The sequence below is a fragment of the Oceaniovalibus guishaninsula JLT2003 genome (assembly GCF_000299575.1).
In the GTDB taxonomy this organism is placed as follows: Bacteria; Pseudomonadota; Alphaproteobacteria; order Rhodobacterales; family Rhodobacteraceae; genus Palleronia; species Palleronia guishaninsula.
Genome location: NZ_AMGO01000021.1, coordinates 301,671 through 318,231, shown reverse-complemented (window position 1 = coordinate 318,231; position 16,561 = coordinate 301,671). Strand labels below are relative to the sequence as shown.

Annotated in this window: 15 protein-coding genes; 9 read left to right on the top strand and 6 right to left on the bottom strand. The window is 67.9% G+C overall.

The genetic code is table 11. The features are described from left to right. Nucleotides 1-35 precede the first annotated feature (35 nt). Nucleotides 36-1,283, top strand: a complete 1,248-nt coding sequence (ilvA, locus tag OCGS_RS07550; RefSeq protein ID WP_040610757.1) for a threonine ammonia-lyase IlvA — start codon at nucleotides 36-38, stop codon at nucleotides 1,281-1,283. A 4-nt stretch (nucleotides 1,284-1,287) separates the two neighbouring features. Here the strand turns inward: ilvA and OCGS_RS07545 are convergent, their stop codons facing one another. After that, complete coding sequence (locus OCGS_RS07545; protein WP_007426647.1) at nucleotides 1,288-1,617, bottom strand: Hpt domain-containing protein; 330 nt, start codon at nucleotides 1,615-1,617, stop codon at nucleotides 1,288-1,290. Nucleotides 1,618-1,716: 99 nt separating this feature from the next. Between OCGS_RS07545 and OCGS_RS07540 the strand changes: the two genes are divergently transcribed. The 4 genes from OCGS_RS07540 to OCGS_RS07525 all read left to right on the top strand — a co-directional run bounded on the left by OCGS_RS07540 (nucleotide 1,717) and on the right by OCGS_RS07525 (nucleotide 5,899). Continuing rightward, nucleotides 1,717-3,024, top strand: coding sequence for a PP2C family protein-serine/threonine phosphatase (locus tag OCGS_RS07540; RefSeq protein ID WP_238538234.1), 1,308 nt, complete (start codon nucleotides 1,717-1,719; stop codon nucleotides 3,022-3,024). A 139-nt stretch (nucleotides 3,025-3,163) separates the two neighbouring features. Beyond that, entirely contained in the window at nucleotides 3,164-4,162 is a 999-nt protein-coding gene (gene hslO / locus OCGS_RS07535) for an Hsp33 family molecular chaperone HslO (RefSeq protein ID WP_007426645.1), read from the top strand. Next, the gene (locus OCGS_RS07530; protein WP_007426644.1) at nucleotides 4,149-4,748 is read left to right on the top strand and encodes a CoA pyrophosphatase; all 600 of its coding nucleotides are present in this window, start codon (nucleotides 4,149-4,151) and stop codon (nucleotides 4,746-4,748) included. The genes hslO and OCGS_RS07530 overlap by 14 nt, the downstream gene beginning before the upstream one ends. Continuing rightward, the gene (locus tag OCGS_RS07525; protein WP_007426643.1) at nucleotides 4,745-5,899 is read left to right on the top strand and encodes a CCA tRNA nucleotidyltransferase; all 1,155 of its coding nucleotides are present in this window, start codon (nucleotides 4,745-4,747) and stop codon (nucleotides 5,897-5,899) included. Before OCGS_RS07530 ends, OCGS_RS07525 begins: the two co-directional genes overlap by 4 nt. Here OCGS_RS07525 and OCGS_RS07520 read toward each other — a convergent pair. From OCGS_RS07520 to OCGS_RS07510, 3 genes are all read right to left on the bottom strand, one after another. Further along, nucleotides 5,896-6,813 carry a ribokinase gene (locus OCGS_RS07520; protein WP_007426642.1) on the bottom strand — a complete coding sequence of 306 codons (918 nt, stop codon included), beginning with the start codon at nucleotides 6,811-6,813 and terminating at the stop codon, nucleotides 5,896-5,898. The genes OCGS_RS07525 and OCGS_RS07520 overlap by 4 nt on opposite strands. A 6-nt stretch (nucleotides 6,814-6,819) precedes the next feature. Then, nucleotides 6,820-8,016, bottom strand: coding sequence for a coiled-coil domain-containing protein (locus tag OCGS_RS07515; protein ID WP_007426641.1), 1,197 nt, complete (start codon nucleotides 8,014-8,016; stop codon nucleotides 6,820-6,822). Nucleotides 8,017-8,103: 87 nt separating this feature from the next. Continuing rightward, nucleotides 8,104-8,352, bottom strand: coding sequence for a hypothetical protein (locus tag OCGS_RS07510; protein WP_007426640.1), 249 nt, complete (start codon nucleotides 8,350-8,352; stop codon nucleotides 8,104-8,106). 245 nt (nucleotides 8,353-8,597) lie between these two features. On the opposite strand from OCGS_RS07510, the gene OCGS_RS07505 reads away from it, so the two are divergent. The 4 genes from OCGS_RS07505 (at nucleotide 8,598) to OCGS_RS07490 (ending at nucleotide 13,953) form a co-directional block, all read left to right on the top strand. Then, nucleotides 8,598-10,199, top strand: a complete 1,602-nt coding sequence (locus OCGS_RS07505) for an ABC transporter substrate-binding protein (protein WP_007426639.1) — start codon at nucleotides 8,598-8,600, stop codon at nucleotides 10,197-10,199. Between the two features lie 85 nt (nucleotides 10,200-10,284). Continuing rightward, a complete protein-coding gene (locus tag OCGS_RS07500) occupies nucleotides 10,285-11,250 on the top strand; it encodes an ABC transporter permease (protein ID WP_007426638.1) in 966 nt (321 codons plus the stop codon). Between the two features lie 7 nt (nucleotides 11,251-11,257). Next, nucleotides 11,258-12,271, top strand: coding sequence for an ABC transporter permease (locus OCGS_RS07495; RefSeq protein WP_007426637.1), 1,014 nt, complete (start codon nucleotides 11,258-11,260; stop codon nucleotides 12,269-12,271). Then, nucleotides 12,268-13,953, top strand: coding sequence for a dipeptide ABC transporter ATP-binding protein (locus OCGS_RS07490; RefSeq protein WP_007426636.1), 1,686 nt, complete (start codon nucleotides 12,268-12,270; stop codon nucleotides 13,951-13,953). Before OCGS_RS07495 ends, OCGS_RS07490 begins: the two co-directional genes overlap by 4 nt. On the opposite strand, the gene OCGS_RS07485 is transcribed toward OCGS_RS07490, so the two are convergent. Next, complete coding sequence (locus OCGS_RS07485) at nucleotides 13,931-14,980, bottom strand: dipeptidase (protein ID WP_007426635.1); 1,050 nt, start codon at nucleotides 14,978-14,980, stop codon at nucleotides 13,931-13,933. The two genes, OCGS_RS07490 and OCGS_RS07485, sit on opposite strands and share 23 nt — an antisense overlap. Beyond that, complete coding sequence (locus OCGS_RS07480; protein ID WP_007426634.1) at nucleotides 14,977-16,467, bottom strand: malonate--CoA ligase; 1,491 nt, start codon at nucleotides 16,465-16,467, stop codon at nucleotides 14,977-14,979. Before OCGS_RS07480 ends, OCGS_RS07485 begins: the two co-directional genes overlap by 4 nt. Between the last annotated feature and the right edge of the window lie 94 nt (nucleotides 16,468-16,561).

Genomic DNA, 16,561 nt, shown 5'->3' with positions numbered 1-16,561 from the left:
TTGCGCGCGCCCGCTTTGCAGGGCAGATGCTGCACATGGACAGCTTTGCCGACCGAGCGACCGACGTGACGCGCCGCCTGCGCGATCTGTTCGCGCCGACGCCCCTGCAACGCAACGATCACCTGTCGCGGATGTTCGACGCCGATATTTGGCTCAAGCGCGAGGATCTGTCGCCGGTCCGGTCCTACAAGATCCGCGGCGCCTTCAACGCGATGGGCGCGTCGCTGGCCGCGCGTCCCGAAAACAGGCTGTTCGTCTGCGCCAGCGCGGGCAACCATGCGCAGGGCATGGCCTTCAACTGCTGCCATTTCGGTGTGCGCGGCGTGATCTTCATGCCGGTGACCACGCCGCGCCAGAAGATTGACAAGACCCGCGTCTTCGGCGGCGATGCGGTCGAGATTCGGCTGATCGGCGATTATTTCGACGATACGCTGCGCACGGCGCAGGAATGGTGCGCCGAAGCGGGCGGCACGTTCCTGTCGCCATTCGACGACGCGCATGTGATCGAGGGGCAGGCCAGCGTCGCGGTCGAAATCCTGGACGAGATGGCCGCCGCGCCCGACCGGATCGTGCTGCCGGTGGGCGGCGGCGGGTTGTCGGCGGGGGTCATGCGGTATCTGGCCGAACGCGCGCCCGACGTCGCGCTGAACTATGTCGAGCCGCGCGGCGGGGCCAGCCTTGTCACGGCGCTGGCGGCCGGTGGCCCCGTGACGCTGGACCGCGTGGATTCGTTCGTGGACGGCGCGGCGGTGGCCCGGATCGGCGCGCTGACCTGGGACGTTCTGCGCAAGGCCAATCCCGGCGATGTGATCGTCGCGCCCGAGGACCGCATCTGCACCACCATGCTGCGGATGCTGAACGTCGAGGGGATCGTGCTGGAACCCGCCGGCGCGCTGTCGATCGACGCGCTGACCGATCTGCGGGACCGCATCCGCGGCCAGCGCGTCGTCTGCGTTACGTCGGGCGGGAATTTCGACTTCGAACGTCTGCCCGAGGTGAAGGAACGCGCCCAGCGTCATCTGGGGCTGAAGAAATATTTCATCCTGCGGATGCCGCAGCGGCCCGGCGCGCTGCGCGATTTCCTGCAATTGCTGGGGCCGGGGGACGATATCGCGCGATTCGAGTATCTCAAGAAGTCGGCGCGCAATTTCGGGTCTGTCCTGATCGGGATCGAAACCGACGATGCGGGCAGCTTCGACCGGCTTTACAAGCGGCTGGACGAAGGCGATTTCGTCTGGCGCGACATCACCGGCGACGCGATGCTGTCCGAGTTTCTGGTCTGACGGATCAGCACGCCTCGCGGCGCGACAGCCCTTCCAGGAACTCGGCCCGCGAACCGACATAGCACGCCACGATGTCGCCCGGCACCACCTGACCCGAGGCGGGACCGCCCGATTGCCGTTCGGCGCGAAGGCACATCTGCGCCAGCGACAGAAACCCCAGATTGGCCGCGCATCCCTTGATCGCGTGCAGATCCTCGGGCGAAGGCGGCGCGCCCGTGTCGTTCAGCCCCATGATGGCCGTGTCCATTTCATCCAGAAACAGATCGACCACCTCGGCAAAGTCGGCTTCGTCCATTTCCGCCCGCAATTCGCGGACCCTGTCCCAAGCGATCATTGGCGCACCTCCTGCGGGGCAAGGTATAGGCGCCAAGGTTTAACAAAGCGGAAAGACAGACTTCACCCGATGTTAAGGGGTCCGGGCGATGGTGCGCCCATGACCAGCAGCGGACCAAACCCGATGATGCATGACAGGCCCATCCAGCCGGCCGGCCCCGCCGGTGCCCGGCCCGCGCTGCAACGGATCCTGATCGTCGACGACAGCCGCCTGCAACGCCGCATCCTGATTTCGGCGCTGAAGAACACCGGCTATATCGTGGAGGAGGCCGACAGCGCCGAGGCCGCTTTGGAAGCCTGCGCGCGACGGATGCCGGACATGATTCTCAGCGACTGGATGATGCCCGGCATGACCGGCGTCGATCTGTGCCGTGCCGTGCGCGGGATCCAGGCGGAACGCTATGTCTATTTCATCATCCTGACATCCAAGTCCGAAAAGGGCGAACTGGCCTCGGCCCTTCAGCAGGGCGCCGACGATTTCCTGACCAAGCCGATCAGCTCGGACGAATTGCGCGGACGGATCGCGGCGGGCGAGCGGATCCTGCGGATGGAACGCGAACTGACGGAAAAGAACCGCCTCGTCACCCAGACCCTGACCGAGATGCAGGCGCTGAACGCCGTGCTGGACCGCGACCTGCTGGAAGCGCGCAAGCTTCAGATGTCGCTGGTGCCGCGCGGCACCTTGCGGATGGGCCCCGCCGCGGTGTCGTTCCTGTTGCAGCCCAGCGGGCATGTCGGCGGCGATCTTGTCGGGCGATACGGCACCGGGACGGACCGGATCGGGGTGTTCGCGCTGGACGTATCGGGGCACGGCATCGCATCCGCGCTGATCACGGCGCGGCTGTCGGCGTGGCTCAGCGGGGACAGGCCCGACCAGAACGCGGCGCTGATGTGGCAGGACGACCGGATCGTGCTGCGGCCGCCCGACCAGATCGCCGCGCGGCTGAACCGGATGTTCATGGCCGAGATCGAGACCGAACATTACTTCACCATCGTGCTGGCGCAGATCGAGCTTGCGACCGGCGCGGTCGAATTGTGCCTTGCCGGCCACCCGCCCCCGATCGTCCAGCGCGTGGGCGGCGCGACGGAACTGGTGGGAACGGGCGGCATGCCGGTCGGTCTGATGGCGGAAGCGGAATACGAGGTGCTGAAACTGCGGCTTCGTCCGGGCGACCGTCTGATGCTTTATTCGGACGGGCTGTCTGAATGTCCGCTGCCCGAAGGCGGCATGCTGGAGGAGGAGGGCGTGCAGCACCTCATGCGGCGGCATGCGGATATTTGCGGTGCCGGTCTGTTCGAGGCCTTGAAATGGGAACTGTCCGCGCTGACCGACGACCGCGACCTTCCCGACGACGTATCCGGCGCGCTGCTGGAATATGGCGTCGAGCCGCCGGGCCAGGGGATGTGACCGCGGCGCGGCAGGACGCTGGGGACGACAAGGGGATACGGACAGACGGCAGGGGCGGATCGTGCGTCCATGCCTTCAACGCCCGGCCTGCCGGCCTATATAGGGCCGATATGCCCCGTATGCGCCTTCAGGAAAAGTCATGACGACCACCACTCAGATCGCCTGGGACGATACCGTCCTGCCGTTTCAGCTCGACCGTTCGGACATTCGGGGGCGTGTCGCACGGCTGGACGGTGTGCTGGAACAGGTTCTGCGCCAGCACGACTATCCCCCGCAGATCGAGGCGCTGGTGGCCGAGACGGCGTTGCTTTGCGCGCTGATCGGGCAGGCGATCAAGCTGCGCTGGAAACTGTCGTTGCAGGTCCGGGGCGACGGGCCGGCCCGGCTGATCGCGGCGGATTACTATGCGCCGGGCGCCGACGGCACGCCGGGACGCATCCGCGCCTATGCCAGCTATGACGCCGAAAGGCTGCAAGGCGGCGATCCGTTCCTGCAGATCGGCCAGGGATATTTCGCGGTGCTTCTCGACCAGGGGGACGGAACGCAGCCCTATCAGGGGATCACGCCGCTGGCCGGTGGGTCGCTGTCGGCCTGCGCGGGCACCTATTTCGCCCAGTCGGAACAATTGCCGACGCGCTTTGCCATGGCCTATGGCCGTGCGCAGGAACCAGGCGCCGAGGAGCGTTGGCGGGCGGGCGGCGTGATGCTGCAACACATGCCCAAGGCATCCACGCCTTCGTCGGATGACGGGGCCACCGGGACCGAAGGGTTGCTGGCGCCCGAGGATATCCTTGACGGCGACGAGGCCGAAGACTGGACCCGCGCCAACCTGCTGCTGGATACGGTCGAGCAGACCGAGCTGGTCGGACCGCACGTTCAGCCGACCGAGCTGCTGGTTCGCCTGTTCCACGAAGAATCGCCGCGCGTCTTCGACCCGCAGCCTGTGGCCTTCGGCTGTTCATGCAGCGCCGACAAGGTGCGCCAAAGCCTGTCGATCTATTCGGCCCGCGACATCGCCCACATGACCACGGACCGCGATGTTGTGACCGCCGATTGCCAGTTCTGCGGCGCGCATTACGAATTCGACCCCCGCACGCTGGGGTTCGAGGCCGAGATCGCGCCAGATGACCGCGGCTGAAACGCGCGACCGGCTGTGCCGCGCGCTGGCTTGCGATCTGCCGCCCTCGTCCGATTACGACCTGAATGCGGGCAAGCCGCCGCCCGGTGCGGGGCTGCGCGGCGCGGGGGTTCTGGTGCCGGTCCTGTGGCGCGACGGGGCGGCGCGGCTGATGCTCACCAAGCGCGCGTCGCATCTGGCGCAGCATCCCGGCCAGATCGCCTTTCCGGGCGGCAAGATCGAACCGGACGATGCCGACGCGACCGCCGCCGCCCTGCGCGAGGCGTGGGAAGAAACGGGCCTGCCCCCCGCCGCGGTCGAGGTGCTGGGATGCATGCCCGTGCACGAAACGGTGACGGGCTATGAGATCACGCCGGTTCTGGGCTGGGTCGCCGATCCCTTCGATGCGCGGCCCGAACCGGGCGAGGTCGCCGAGATATTCACCGTCCCGCTGGCGCATGTCGCCGATCCTGCGCTTTATGCCGTGCAGTCGCGGCTCTGGCGGGGGCGCGAGCGGCGGTATTTCACCGTGCCTTACGGACCCTATTACATCTGGGGCGCGACCGCGCGCATCCTGCGCGGGTTGGCCGACAGGCTGACGGCATGACGCGCGTCAGCGGCGACTGGCTGGACGGTCCGGGCGCGCAGGCCGTGCTGAAACTGCTGGAGTATGCCGGTCATCAGGCGTTTCTGGTCGGCGGTGCGGTGCGGAACGCGCTTCTGGGGGCGCCGGTCACGGATCTGGATATTGCGACCGACGCGCGGCCCGACCGGGTGACGGCGCTGGCGCAGGCGGCGGGCCTGCGCACCGTGCCCACCGGCATCGCCCACGGGACGGTCACGGTCATCGCAGACGATACCCCGTTGGAGGTGACGACATTCCGCCGCGATGTCGAAACGGATGGGCGACGGGCGGTGGTGGCGTTTGCCGATACGCTGCGCGAGGATGCGATGCGGCGCGATTTCACCATGAACGCGCTGTATGCGCGGGCGGACGGCACCGTTGTCGATCCGCTGGGCGGTCTGCCCGATCTGCGCGCCGGGCGTGTCCGCTTCATCGGCGACGCCGAAGCGCGCATCCGCGAGGATTATCTGCGGATCCTGCGCTATTTCCGGTTTCATGCCTGGTATGGCGATGCCGATGGCGGCCTGGACGCCGAGGCGCTGGCCGCCTGTGCGGCCCTGGCCGACGGGCTGGAGATTCTGCCGGCCGAACGGGTGACGGCCGAGATGCTCAAGCTGCTTGCCGCGCCGGACCCCGCGCCGTCGGTCGGCGGCATGGCGCAGGCGGGCATCCTGGCGCGGGTGCTTGCGGGGGGCGATCCCGCATCGCTGGGTGTGCTGGTGCATCTGGAAGGGGTGGCCGGCGTCCCGCCCGAACCGATCCGGCGTCTGGCGGCCCTGGGCGGCGAGGCGACGCGCCTGCGTCTGTCGCGCGCGCAAGGCCGTCTGCTGAAGACGCTGCGCGTTCATGCGCGATCCGAGGCGGGAACGGCGGAACTGGCCTGGCGGCTTGGGCCCGATGCGGCGCGCGACATCGAATTGCTGCGCGCCACGGCCTATGGAGCGCCGCTGCCCGCAGATTTGAACGCGCGGATCGACAAGGGCGCGACGGCCCGGTTTCCGCTGACGGGCCGGGACCTGCCGGATCTGCGCGGGCCGGAGATATCCGCCGAACTGGCGCGGCTTCAGGATCTGTGGATCGCCTCGGGGTTTGCCCTGTCGCGCGACGCGCTGCTGGCCGCGCACGCCAGCTAGCCCCGCGCCAGCAGCGCGTCGATCCGGGCGCGCGGGGGCATCGACGCCGCCGCACCGGCCTGCGTCACCGACAGGGCCGCGGTGGCATTGGCGAACCGCACCGCCCGGTCGAGCGGCAGACCTTCGGACAGCGCGGTGGCCAGACCGCCGTTGAAGGCATCGCCGGCGCCCGTGGTTTCGACAACCGGACCGGCGGACAGGGCCACGATATGCGTCGTCGTGCCGTCCGCATGGCACAGCGCGCCGTTGGCCCCCAGCGTGACGATGACCGCGCCCGCGCCGCGTTCGATCAGCCGCCTCGCTGCCCGTTCGGCGCTGTCGATGCCGGTGACGGCGATGCCGGTCAGGGCCTCGGCCTCGGTCTCGTTCGGGGTGACGATATCGGCCAGCGCCAGCATCGCGTCGGGCAGGTCGGCACCGGGCGCGGGGTTGAGGATCGTGCGAACGCCTGCGTTACGCGCGATCTCCAGCCCCCTTTGCGCCGCCCGTTGCGGCTGTTCCAACTGGGTCACGAAGACGGCGGCCTTGGCGATCTCGTCCGCCCAACCGTCGAGATCCGATGGTTCGATCGTGGCGGCGACGCCGGGGGCGACGATGATGGCGTTGTCGCCGCTGGCGCTGTCCACGAAGATGAAGGCCGAGCCGGTCGGGATGTCATGCCGCGTGCCCGCAAAGGCGACGCCCGCCTGCGCCCAGACATCCAGCGCCATGTCTGCGAAAGGATCGCGGCCCAACCGGGTCAGCATCGCCACGTCGCCCCCGGCGCGGGCGGCGGCGACGGCCTGGTTCGACCCCTTGCCGCCCGGTCCAAGGGAGAACGCGTCGCCGAGCACCGTCTCGCCCATGCGCGGCAGGCGCTGCGCGCGATAGGTGGCATCGGCGACGAAGATGCCCAGAACGACGATCCTGGCCATGCGGCGTCAGTTCACCGGGGCGAAGGTCTGCCCGTCGAACACCGCGCAGGACCCGTCGGTCTGTTCCAGCGTGAAGCCGCCGCCATCCGCCTGCGACACGTTGCAGGTCATGGGGAAGCTGGCGGCACCGGTGTTGCCGTCCACATCCGTCAGACGCAGCGCGCCGTCGCTGACCTCGTAGCTTCCGCGCACGCTGCGCAGGCCGTTGGGATCGGTCATGCGGAACCGCCCGTCGGCGGTGAAGGTGGCGACGACATCGCCCACCCGGTACTGGCCGGGCTTGACGACATCGCGGATCGCCGCCGCCACGATGGCCGATTGCGCGTTGGCCTGCTGCTGTTGCTGCGCGATGCGCTGTTCGACCTGCGCCAGTTGCTGCGCCCGGTCGGCAAGGTTCTGGGTCAGCGATGTCACCCTGTCCTGCACCTCCTCGCGCTGCCGTTCGGCATTGGCGATGTCGGTCTGCAGGGCCTGCAACCGTTCGGTCGCGTTCTCGACCGCGCTGGTCAGCGTGGTCTGGCGCGTGTCGAGATCGGCAACTTCCTGGCGGATCGCCTCGATGCTTTCCTGCGCTTCGGCTTCGGCGGAACGGGCTTCCTGAACGCGGGCCTCGGCATCGGCGGCTTCCGATGACAGCCGCGCGGCATCGTCCGACAGGCTGGACACGATCTGCTGCAATTCGGCTTCCTGAACGCGGGCTTCTTCCAGCCGCAGGCCCACTTCCTCCAGTTCGGCCGTCCGGTCGGTCAGGGCCTGCCCGGTCTCGTCCAGCTGTTGCTCGATCTGGGCCAGTTCCTGGCGCTTCGGCTCGAGCTGGCTTTCCAGCGCATCGACCCGCTGCTGGGCAGCGGCGACCTGACCCTGCAACTGTTCGGACTGCTGCTGCAATTCGGTCATCTGCTGGCGCATCGGTTCCAGATCCGCGGTCAGCCGGTCGCGCTCGGCGGTCAGATCCGTGGTCTGCGTCGTCAGATCTTCGACCTGCACCAGCAGCACGTCCAGCTCTCCGGCCGTTGCGACCTGCGTGTCGAGCTGCTGCTGCACGGCGACAAGGCTTTCCTGGGCGCGGCCGAGTTCACGCTCATAGGCGCTTTGCTGATTGCCCTGCACGACATAGAGCCAGAGGGCGACGATCCATCCCAGAGCGGCAATCGCCACGATGACCCAGAAGGTCGTCCCGCGGTCTTTCCAAGTGTCTGCCATCATCTCCCCCGTCGGCTGGTTCCTGCGCAGCTTGCGCGGTTCGGGAACAGCCGTCCAGCGGCGAATGTTCCGAAGGGCGGGTGCCCGTCAGGGCCGGGTTTCGCGCGAATGGGCGCTTTCGATGGCGGCGCGAACGTCCTCGGGCAGGCGGGCCATGTCGAGGATCACCTTGCCCTCGTCCACGTGGTCGATCTGTTCGGGCAGGATGGTGACGTCGCTGTAACCCTCGATGTTGACGATCAGGCGGTCGGGCTCGACCATGCGGACGGCCCCGACGCCGACACCGCCTTCGCGCGCGAACACTTGCCAATCCATTTCGATGTCGGACAGATCCATGTCTTTTCCTTCGGGGTCGCGTGGACGTGACCGGCGGCGGCCCCGCGCCCGTCCGGCCGATGCCAACTCGGACCGGGGGATGGACGTTCCGCGACCGCCCCGGGCTTCGGGATGGGCGTCCGCAATTGGCATCGGCGCCGGGATGCGCGTCCCGATCATGCGCCGGGGCCATTGACCCGGCCGGATCCGCGGCACAGGTAGTCGTGAAGCCATATTTTCCCACGGTACCAGACGGAGCCACCGACATGCCGACGACACACCGCAAGGCCGCAGCCATCGGATTGACCGCCCTGCTGCTGGCCGGGACGGCCATTCCCGCCGGCGCAGAAACGCTGCGTTGGGCGCGGGCGGGCGATGCCCTGACGCTGGATCCGCACGCCCAGAACGAGAATCCGACCGTCACGCTGTCGCATCAGATCATGGAGCCGCTGGTCATCCGAGACCAGAACGCCGAGATCGTCCCGGCGCTGGCGACCGAATGGGCGGTCAGCGACGACGATCCGAACGTCTGGATCTTCAAGCTGCGCGAAGGGGTGAAGTTTCACGACGGCGCCGACTTTACGGCGTCCGACGCCAAGTTCAGCCTCGACCGGGCGCGGGGTCCGAACAGCAATTTCAAGGAGCTGCTGGCCTCGATCAAGGAAGTCCGCGCGCCCGACGACCTGACGCTGGAGATCGAGACGGACGGCCCGAACCCGATCATGCCCGCCAACCTGACCAATCTGTTCATGATGGATCAGCAATGGGCCGAGGCGAACAATGCGACCGAGGTGCAGGATTACGCCGCGGGCGAGGATACGTTTGCCGCCAAGAACGCCAATGGCACCGGCCCCTACAAGCTGGTCAGCCGCGAACCCGACGTCCGCACCGTGCTGGAGGTGAACGAGGATTACTGGGGCAAGGACGAATACCCGCTGGAGGTGACGCGGATCGAATACACGCCGATCCAGAACGCCGCCACCCGTGTCGCGGCGCTGCTATCAGGCGAGGTCGATTTCATTCAGGACGTGCCGGTGCAGGATCTGGGCCGCGTCGGCCAGACCGCCGGGCTCGAGGTGCGCAGCCGTCCGCAGAACCGCTCGATCTTCTTCGGACTGCAAAGCGGCGCCGAGGACATCGCCAGCGACAATATCGACGGCAGGAATCCCCTGGCCAGCAAGGAGGTTCGTCAGGCGATGAACCTTGCCATCAACCGCGATGCCATCCGTCAGGTCGTCATGCGCGACCAGTCCGTCCCCAGCGGCGTCATCGCGCCGCCCCTGGTCAACGGCTGGACCGAGGAGCTGGACAAGCTGCCCGAAGGCACCATCGAGGATGCCCGCGCCCTGATGGAGCAGGCCGGCTATGGCGACGGGTTCAGCATCCGGCTCGATTGCCCGAACGACCGCTATGTCAACGACGAGGCGATCTGTCAGGCCGTTGTCGGGATGATGGCGCAGATCGGGATCGACGTGAACCTGGATGCGAAGCCCAAGGCGCAGTATTTCCCGCTGATCACCAGCGGCAACGGCGAAACCGATTTCTACATGGTCGGCTGGGGCGTGCCGACCTTCGACAGCGAATATATCTTCAACTTCCTGGTCCATTCGCGCGATGGCGATTACGGTTCGTGGAACGCCACCGGCTTTTCCGACCCCGAGCTTGACGCGAAGATCGAGTCGCTGGCCTCGAACACCGATATCGAGGCGCGGGACGCCGCCATTCGGGAAATTTGGGACCGGGTGCAGGACGAGGTGCTGTATCTGCCGCTGCACAATCAGGTGCTGAACTGGGGCCTGAAAGACAGCGTCGTGGCCGAGGTCGATCCCGAGGACGCGCCGAAGTTCAAGACCTTCCGGCTGAACTGACGCGACCGATGAACCCGAACGCGCGCGGCGGGTTACGACCCTGTCGCCTGTCGCGCGGCTTTGCAGGGGGCGGAACGCACAACCGATGATCGCCTATATCGTCCGGCGCCTTCTGCAATCGCTGCTGGTCCTCATGGTGGTGGGGCTGGTGGCCTTCGCCATGTTCCGCTTCGTCGGCGATCCGGTCGAATCGATGCTGGGGCAGGAACGCACCGCGACCGATGTGGAGCGCCTGCGCGAGGCGCTGGGCCTCGACCGGTCCTTCGCGGTGCAATACTGGCGGTTTCTGCAAAACGCCGTGCAGGGCGATTTCGGCATCTCCTATCGTCAGGGCCGCCCCGTGGCCGAGATTTTGCTGGAACGCGCGCCCGCGACGCTGGAACTGGCGGCGGTATCGGGGGCGCTGGCCATCGGATTCGGCATCCTGCTGGGGATCCTGACCGCCATCCGCCGCGACGGGTGGGGCGCCAGCCTGGTCATGGCGGCCAGCCTGATCGGCGTGTCGCTGCCGACCTTCCTGATCGGGATCCTGCTGATCTATCTCTTTTCGGTCGAACTGGGCTGGCTGCCGTCCTTCGGGCGCGGCGATACGGTGCGCCTCGGGTTCTGGACAACCGGGTTCCTTACGGAATCGGGGCTCAAGGCGCTGATCCTGCCCGCGATCACGCTGGGCCTTTATCAGATGACGCTGATCATGCGGCTGGTCCGGTCCGAGATGATGGAGGTGCTGCGCCAGGACTATATCCGCTTCGCCCGCGCCCGCGGCCTGCCCGAACGCACCATCAATTTCCGCCACGCGCTGAAGAACACGCTGGTGCCGGTCATCACCGTCACGGGGCTGCAACTGGGCGCGATCATCGCCTTCGCCATCATCACCGAAACGGTGTTCCAGTGGCCGGGCGTCGGGCTGCTGTTCATCAACGCGGTGCAATTCGTCGATATTCCGGTGATGGGCGCCTATCTGATGCTGGTCGCGGTGATGTTCGTGGCGATCAACCTGGCCGTCGATCTGCTTTATGTCGCCATCGACCCCCGCCTGCGCACGAAGTGAGGGACGCATGATCGACACCCGCCCCGAGGACGCGACCCCCGGCGCGCAGGACATCGGCGCGCCGGATGCCCCCCGCGAAACCTCGGCCGAGGCGCTGGCCGGCCCGCGCGGTCGTCTCGGCCGCGCCTGGGACAGCGATCTGGCCTGGTCGTTCCGCCACTCGCCCACGGCGCTGATCTCGGCCGGGCTGGTGCTGCTGCTGGTGCTGGGGGCGGTGCTGGCGCCCTGGGTGGCGCCGCACGATCCCTTCGATCCGGGCACGCTGAACCTGCTCAACGGGTTCACGCCGCCGCTGGAACCCAACGCGTTCACCGGCGACACCTTCCTGCTGGGCACCGACGATCAGGGCCGCGACGTGTTTTCGACCATCCTTTACGGCATGCGCGTCTCGCTGTTCGTGGGGGTGTCGGCAGTGGCGCTGGCGATGCTGATCGGCATCGCGCTGGGCCTTGTCGCGGGCTATGCGGGCGGCGTGCTGGACGCGGTCATCATGCGGATCGCCGACGTGCAACTGACCTTTCCCGCAATCTTGGTGGCGATGCTGATCTTCGGGCTGGCCAAGGGCATCATCCCCGTGCAGTTCCGCGATCAGGTGGCGATCTGGGTGCTGATCCTGGCGATCGGCCTGTCGGACTGGGTGCAGTTCGCGCGCGTCGTGCGATCCGCGACGATGGTGGAGCGCGGCAAGGAATACGTGCAGGCCGCGCAGTTGATCGGGCGGTCGGGCGGCGCGATCATGCTGCGCCACATCCTGCCCAACGTGCTGTCGCCGGTGCTGGTCATCGCCACGATCAGCCTCGCGCTGGCGATCATTGCTGAGGCAACCCTGTCGTTCCTCGGTGTCGGCGCGCCGCCCACGCAGCCCAGCCTGGGGACGCTGATCCGCATCGGTCAGGGCTATCTGTTCTCGGGCGAATGGTGGATCCTGGCCTTTCCGGCGCTGACGCTCCTGGTGCTGGCGCTGGCGGTGAACCTGCTGGGCGACTGGTTGCGCGACGCCCTGAATCCGAGGCTGAGATGAGCCTTCTATCCATCGAGGATCTGTCGGTCGCCTATCCCACCCGGCGCGGCACCGTGCAGGCGGTCGAGGATGCTTGGCTGACCGTCGCGCCGGGGCAGATTCACGGGCTGGTCGGCGAATCGGGGGCGGGCAAATCGACCGTCGGCGCCGCGATCATGGGGCTGATCGACCCGCCGGGCGGCATTACCGGCGGCACGATCCGCCTGCGCAACCGGGCGATCGGCGGACTGGACCGGGCGGCGATGCGGGGCCTGCGCGGATCGAAGATCAGCATGATCTTCCAGGATCCGCTGACCGCGCTGAACCCGCTGCTGACCGTGGGCCAACAGATCGTCGAGACGATGCGCTTCCATCTGGACCTGCCCGAGGACGAGGCCGCGCGCCGCGCCAAAGCCCTGCTGACGCGCGTGGGCATCGACGACCCCGACACGCGGTTCGACCAGTATCCCCACCAGTTTTCGGGCGGGATGCGGCAGCGGGTGGTGATCGCGCTGGCGCTGTGTTCCGACCCCGACGTGATCATCGCCGACGAGCCTACGACCGCGCTCGACGTGTCGATCCAGGCGCAGATCCTCGACCTGATCCGTGAACTCGCCCGCGAACGTCAGGTCGGCGTCATCCTCATCACCCACGACATGGGCGTCATCGCCGAGGTGACGGATGCGGTGACGGTGATGTATAGGGGCCGCGTGGTCGAGACGGGGCCGACCGACCGCGTGCTGCGCGCGCCCGAGCATCCCTATACCCGCGCGCTGATCGCCGCCGTGCCGCGCCCCGACGTGAAGATGCGCCGTTTCCCGCTGATCGCCTATGGCGGCGGTCTGCCGCAGGTCGATGTGGCGGAACTGTCCGGCGGCTGGACCGCGCCCGCGACCGAAGGGCCGCTGCTGCGGGTCGAGGGGCTGACCAAGCGGTTCGTGCAGAAGGCCAGCCTCCTGCCCTCGCGCCGGCAATATTTCACCGCCGTCGATAACGTAAGCTTCGACATCGCGGCGGGCGAGGTATTCGGCCTCGTCGGCGAATCCGGCAGCGGCAAGTCCACCGTCGCGCGGATGATCGCGGCTCTCTATCCGCTGGATGCGGGCCGCGTGACGTTCGACGGGCAGGCGGTTGGGCGGGACGCGCCCGGCCCGGTGCTGAACGCCTATCGCCGCCAGATTCAGATGATCTTTCAGGATCCGTTCAGCAGTCTGAATCCCCGGATGCGCGTCGATGCCATCGTGGCCGAACCCCTGCACCATCTGTCGGACATGAACGGGACCGAGATTCGCCGCCGCGTCGATGCGCTGCTGGAAGGGGTGGGACTGGGCCGCGCGGCCGGGCGGCGCTATCCGCACGAATTTTCGGGTGGCCAGCGGCAGCGCATCTCAATCGCGCGGGCGCTGGCGACGCGCCCCCGCTTCCTGATCTGCGACGAACCGACAAGTGCCCTGGACGTGTCGGTTCAGGCGCAGATCCTCAACATCCTGAAGGATCTCCAGGAAAACCTGAACCTGACGATGCTGTTCATCAGCCACGACCTGCCCGTGGTGCGGCAGATGTGCGACCGCGTGGGCGTGCTGCGCGCGGGCCGTCTGGTCGAGGTGGCGGAAACCGAAGCGCTGTTCGAGGCGCCCGAACATCCCTATACGCGCGAATTGCTGCGGTTGATGCCCCGCTTCACCGGGCCGGCCGCCAGCTGAGGTCCAGCACCCGCAACCAGTTGCGATGGCAGATCTTCGCGATCCGGTCGCCGTCATAGCCGCGCACGGCCATCGCGTCCCGCAGCACGTCCAGCCGGTCCGCCCCGGCCAGTTCGCGCGGCACCAGCGCGCCGTCGAAGTCCGACCCCAGCCCGACGCGATCCTCGCCCAGCCGCGCGATCAGGTGGTCGAGGTGATCCAGCAGCACCGCCATCGGCACGTCCGTGTCCTTGCGCCCGTCGGGCCGCAGGAACGACACGGCGAAGTTCAGCCCCACCAACCCGTCGCTCCGGGCGATCAGGTCGAGTTGCGCGTCGGTCAGGTTGCGCGAATGGGGGCTGACGGCGTGGGCATTGGAATGGGTGGCGACCAGCGGCCGACTGCTGATCTCGGCCACGTCGCGAATACCAGCCGCGTTCAGATGCGACAAATCCACCATGACGCCCAGCCTGTCGCAACGCCGCACCAGCGTGCGCCCCGCCGCCGTCAGTCCCGCGCCGATCTCGCCGTCGGACGGATAGCGGAACGGCACGCCTTCGCCGAAGATCGTGGACCGCGACCATACAGGACCGAGCGAGCGCAGACCGGCAGCGTAGAGCAAATCCAGCATATGCAGATCCGCGCCGATCGCCTCGGCGCCTTCCAGATGCAGGATCGCGGCCAGCGTGCCGGTGTCGATGCAATCGCGCAGGGCGGCGATGTCGCGGCAGATCCGCAGCGCGCCGCGGCGTTCCAGATCCAGCAGGATCGCGGCCTGCCGGGTGACGGTGCGGATCGCCTCCACCTCGGCGACGGGGGCGGGCAGCGGCACGTCATAGGGCGGGTGCCGCATCGCCGCGCTGTAGTCGGGCGCGCCTTCGGTCGGCACCCACATCGCGAAGAACCCGCCGGCCAGCCCGCCCCGGCGCGCCTTGGACGCGTCGATGGCGCCGTCGTCGCCGTCGATGAAGCCCGCGACCGGGTCGGCGGCATCCGATTGCGCCAGGCGCGACAGCACGTCGTTGTGGCCGTCGAAAATGGGGATCATGCGAAAAGCTCCTTCCATTGCGCGCGCAGGGCGGCCTTTTGCACCTTGCCCATCGCATTGCGCGGCAGGGCGTCCGCCAGCAGATAGCGTCGCGGCTGCTTGAAGCGCGCCAGCCCGTTGCCCATCGCCGCGGCGATGGCATCCAGGTCGGGCGCCGCCCCCGGTTCGGCCACGATCACCGCCACGGGCGCTTCGCCCAGATCGGGATGCGGCACGCCGATCACGGCCGATTCCGCCACGCCGGGCTGCGCGTCGATGGCCTGTTCCACCTCGCGCGGATAGATGTTAAGCCCGCCCGAGATGATCAGATCCTTGTCCCGCCCGACGATGGTGACATAGCCGTCCGGCCCGACGACGCCCAGATCGCCGGTGATGAACCAGCCGTCGGCGCGCAGTTCGGCGGCGGTCTTTTCGGGCATTCCCCAATAGCCCAGAAAGACGTTCGGACCGCGCACCTCGACCACGCCGATCTCGCCCTGCGGCAGAACCTCGTCCGTTCCGGGGCGGCAGATGCGCAGATCGACGCCCGGCAGCGGCAGGCCGACAGTGCCGGCACGACGCTCGCCCTCATAGGGATTGGAGGTGTTCATGTTCGTCTCGGTCATGCCATAGCGTTCCAGGATCGCGTGCCCGGTCACGGCCCGGAACCGGCGGTGCGTTTCCTCCAGCAGCGGGGCCGACCCGCTGACGAACAGCCGCATGGTCCGCGCGGCATCGGCCAGCCCCGGATGATCCAGCAGCCGCGTATAGAAGGTGGGCACGCCCACCATCGCCGTGGCGCGCGGCATGGCATCCACCACCGCGTCCGCATCGAACCTGGGCAGGAACACCATCGCGCCGCCGGTCAGCAGCGCGATGTTAGTTGCGACGAACAGACCGTGCGTGTGAAAGATCGGCAGCGCATGGATCAGCACATCGTCCGCGGTAAAGCGCCACAGGTCCGCCAGCGTGCGGGCGTTCGACAGCAGGTTGTCGTGGCTCAGCATCGCGCCCTTGGATCGCCCTGTCGTGCCCGAAGTATAGAGGATCGCCGCCAGATCGCCGCCCTCGCGCGGGACGGGCAGGCACGGCACGGCGGTCTTCGCGGCCTGCACCAGCGCATCCAGCGTCGTCAGCGTGGCACCCGCCTTGTCCGCCACCGCGCGCAGCGCCTCGGCATCGTCTGGCGAGCAGACCAGCATGCGCGCGCCGGAATCCTGCACGAAATAGGCGACTTCCTTCGGCGTATAGGCGGTGTTCAGCGGCAGCAGCACCGCCCCGGCCGACAGGCACGCGACGTAAAGCGCCAACGCATCCGCCGATTTCCCGACCTGCATCGCCACGCGGTCGCCGGGTGCGAGGCCCATCTTCTCCAGCGCGCCGGCCAGCATCGCGGCGCGGTCGGCAAAGGCGGCATGACTAACCGTGCTGCCGTCCGGCAGGTGTAGGAACGGCGTCTGCGCCCGCCTGCGCGGGGCGATCAGCGCATCGTAGAGTGGATTGGCCATCGGATCCCCCCGGTCTGCGGTCGGCGCATCTGACCATTGCCGCGCGGCGGCCTCAAGCCTCGGCGTCGCGGGGCGGAACCGCGTCCGCCCGCCT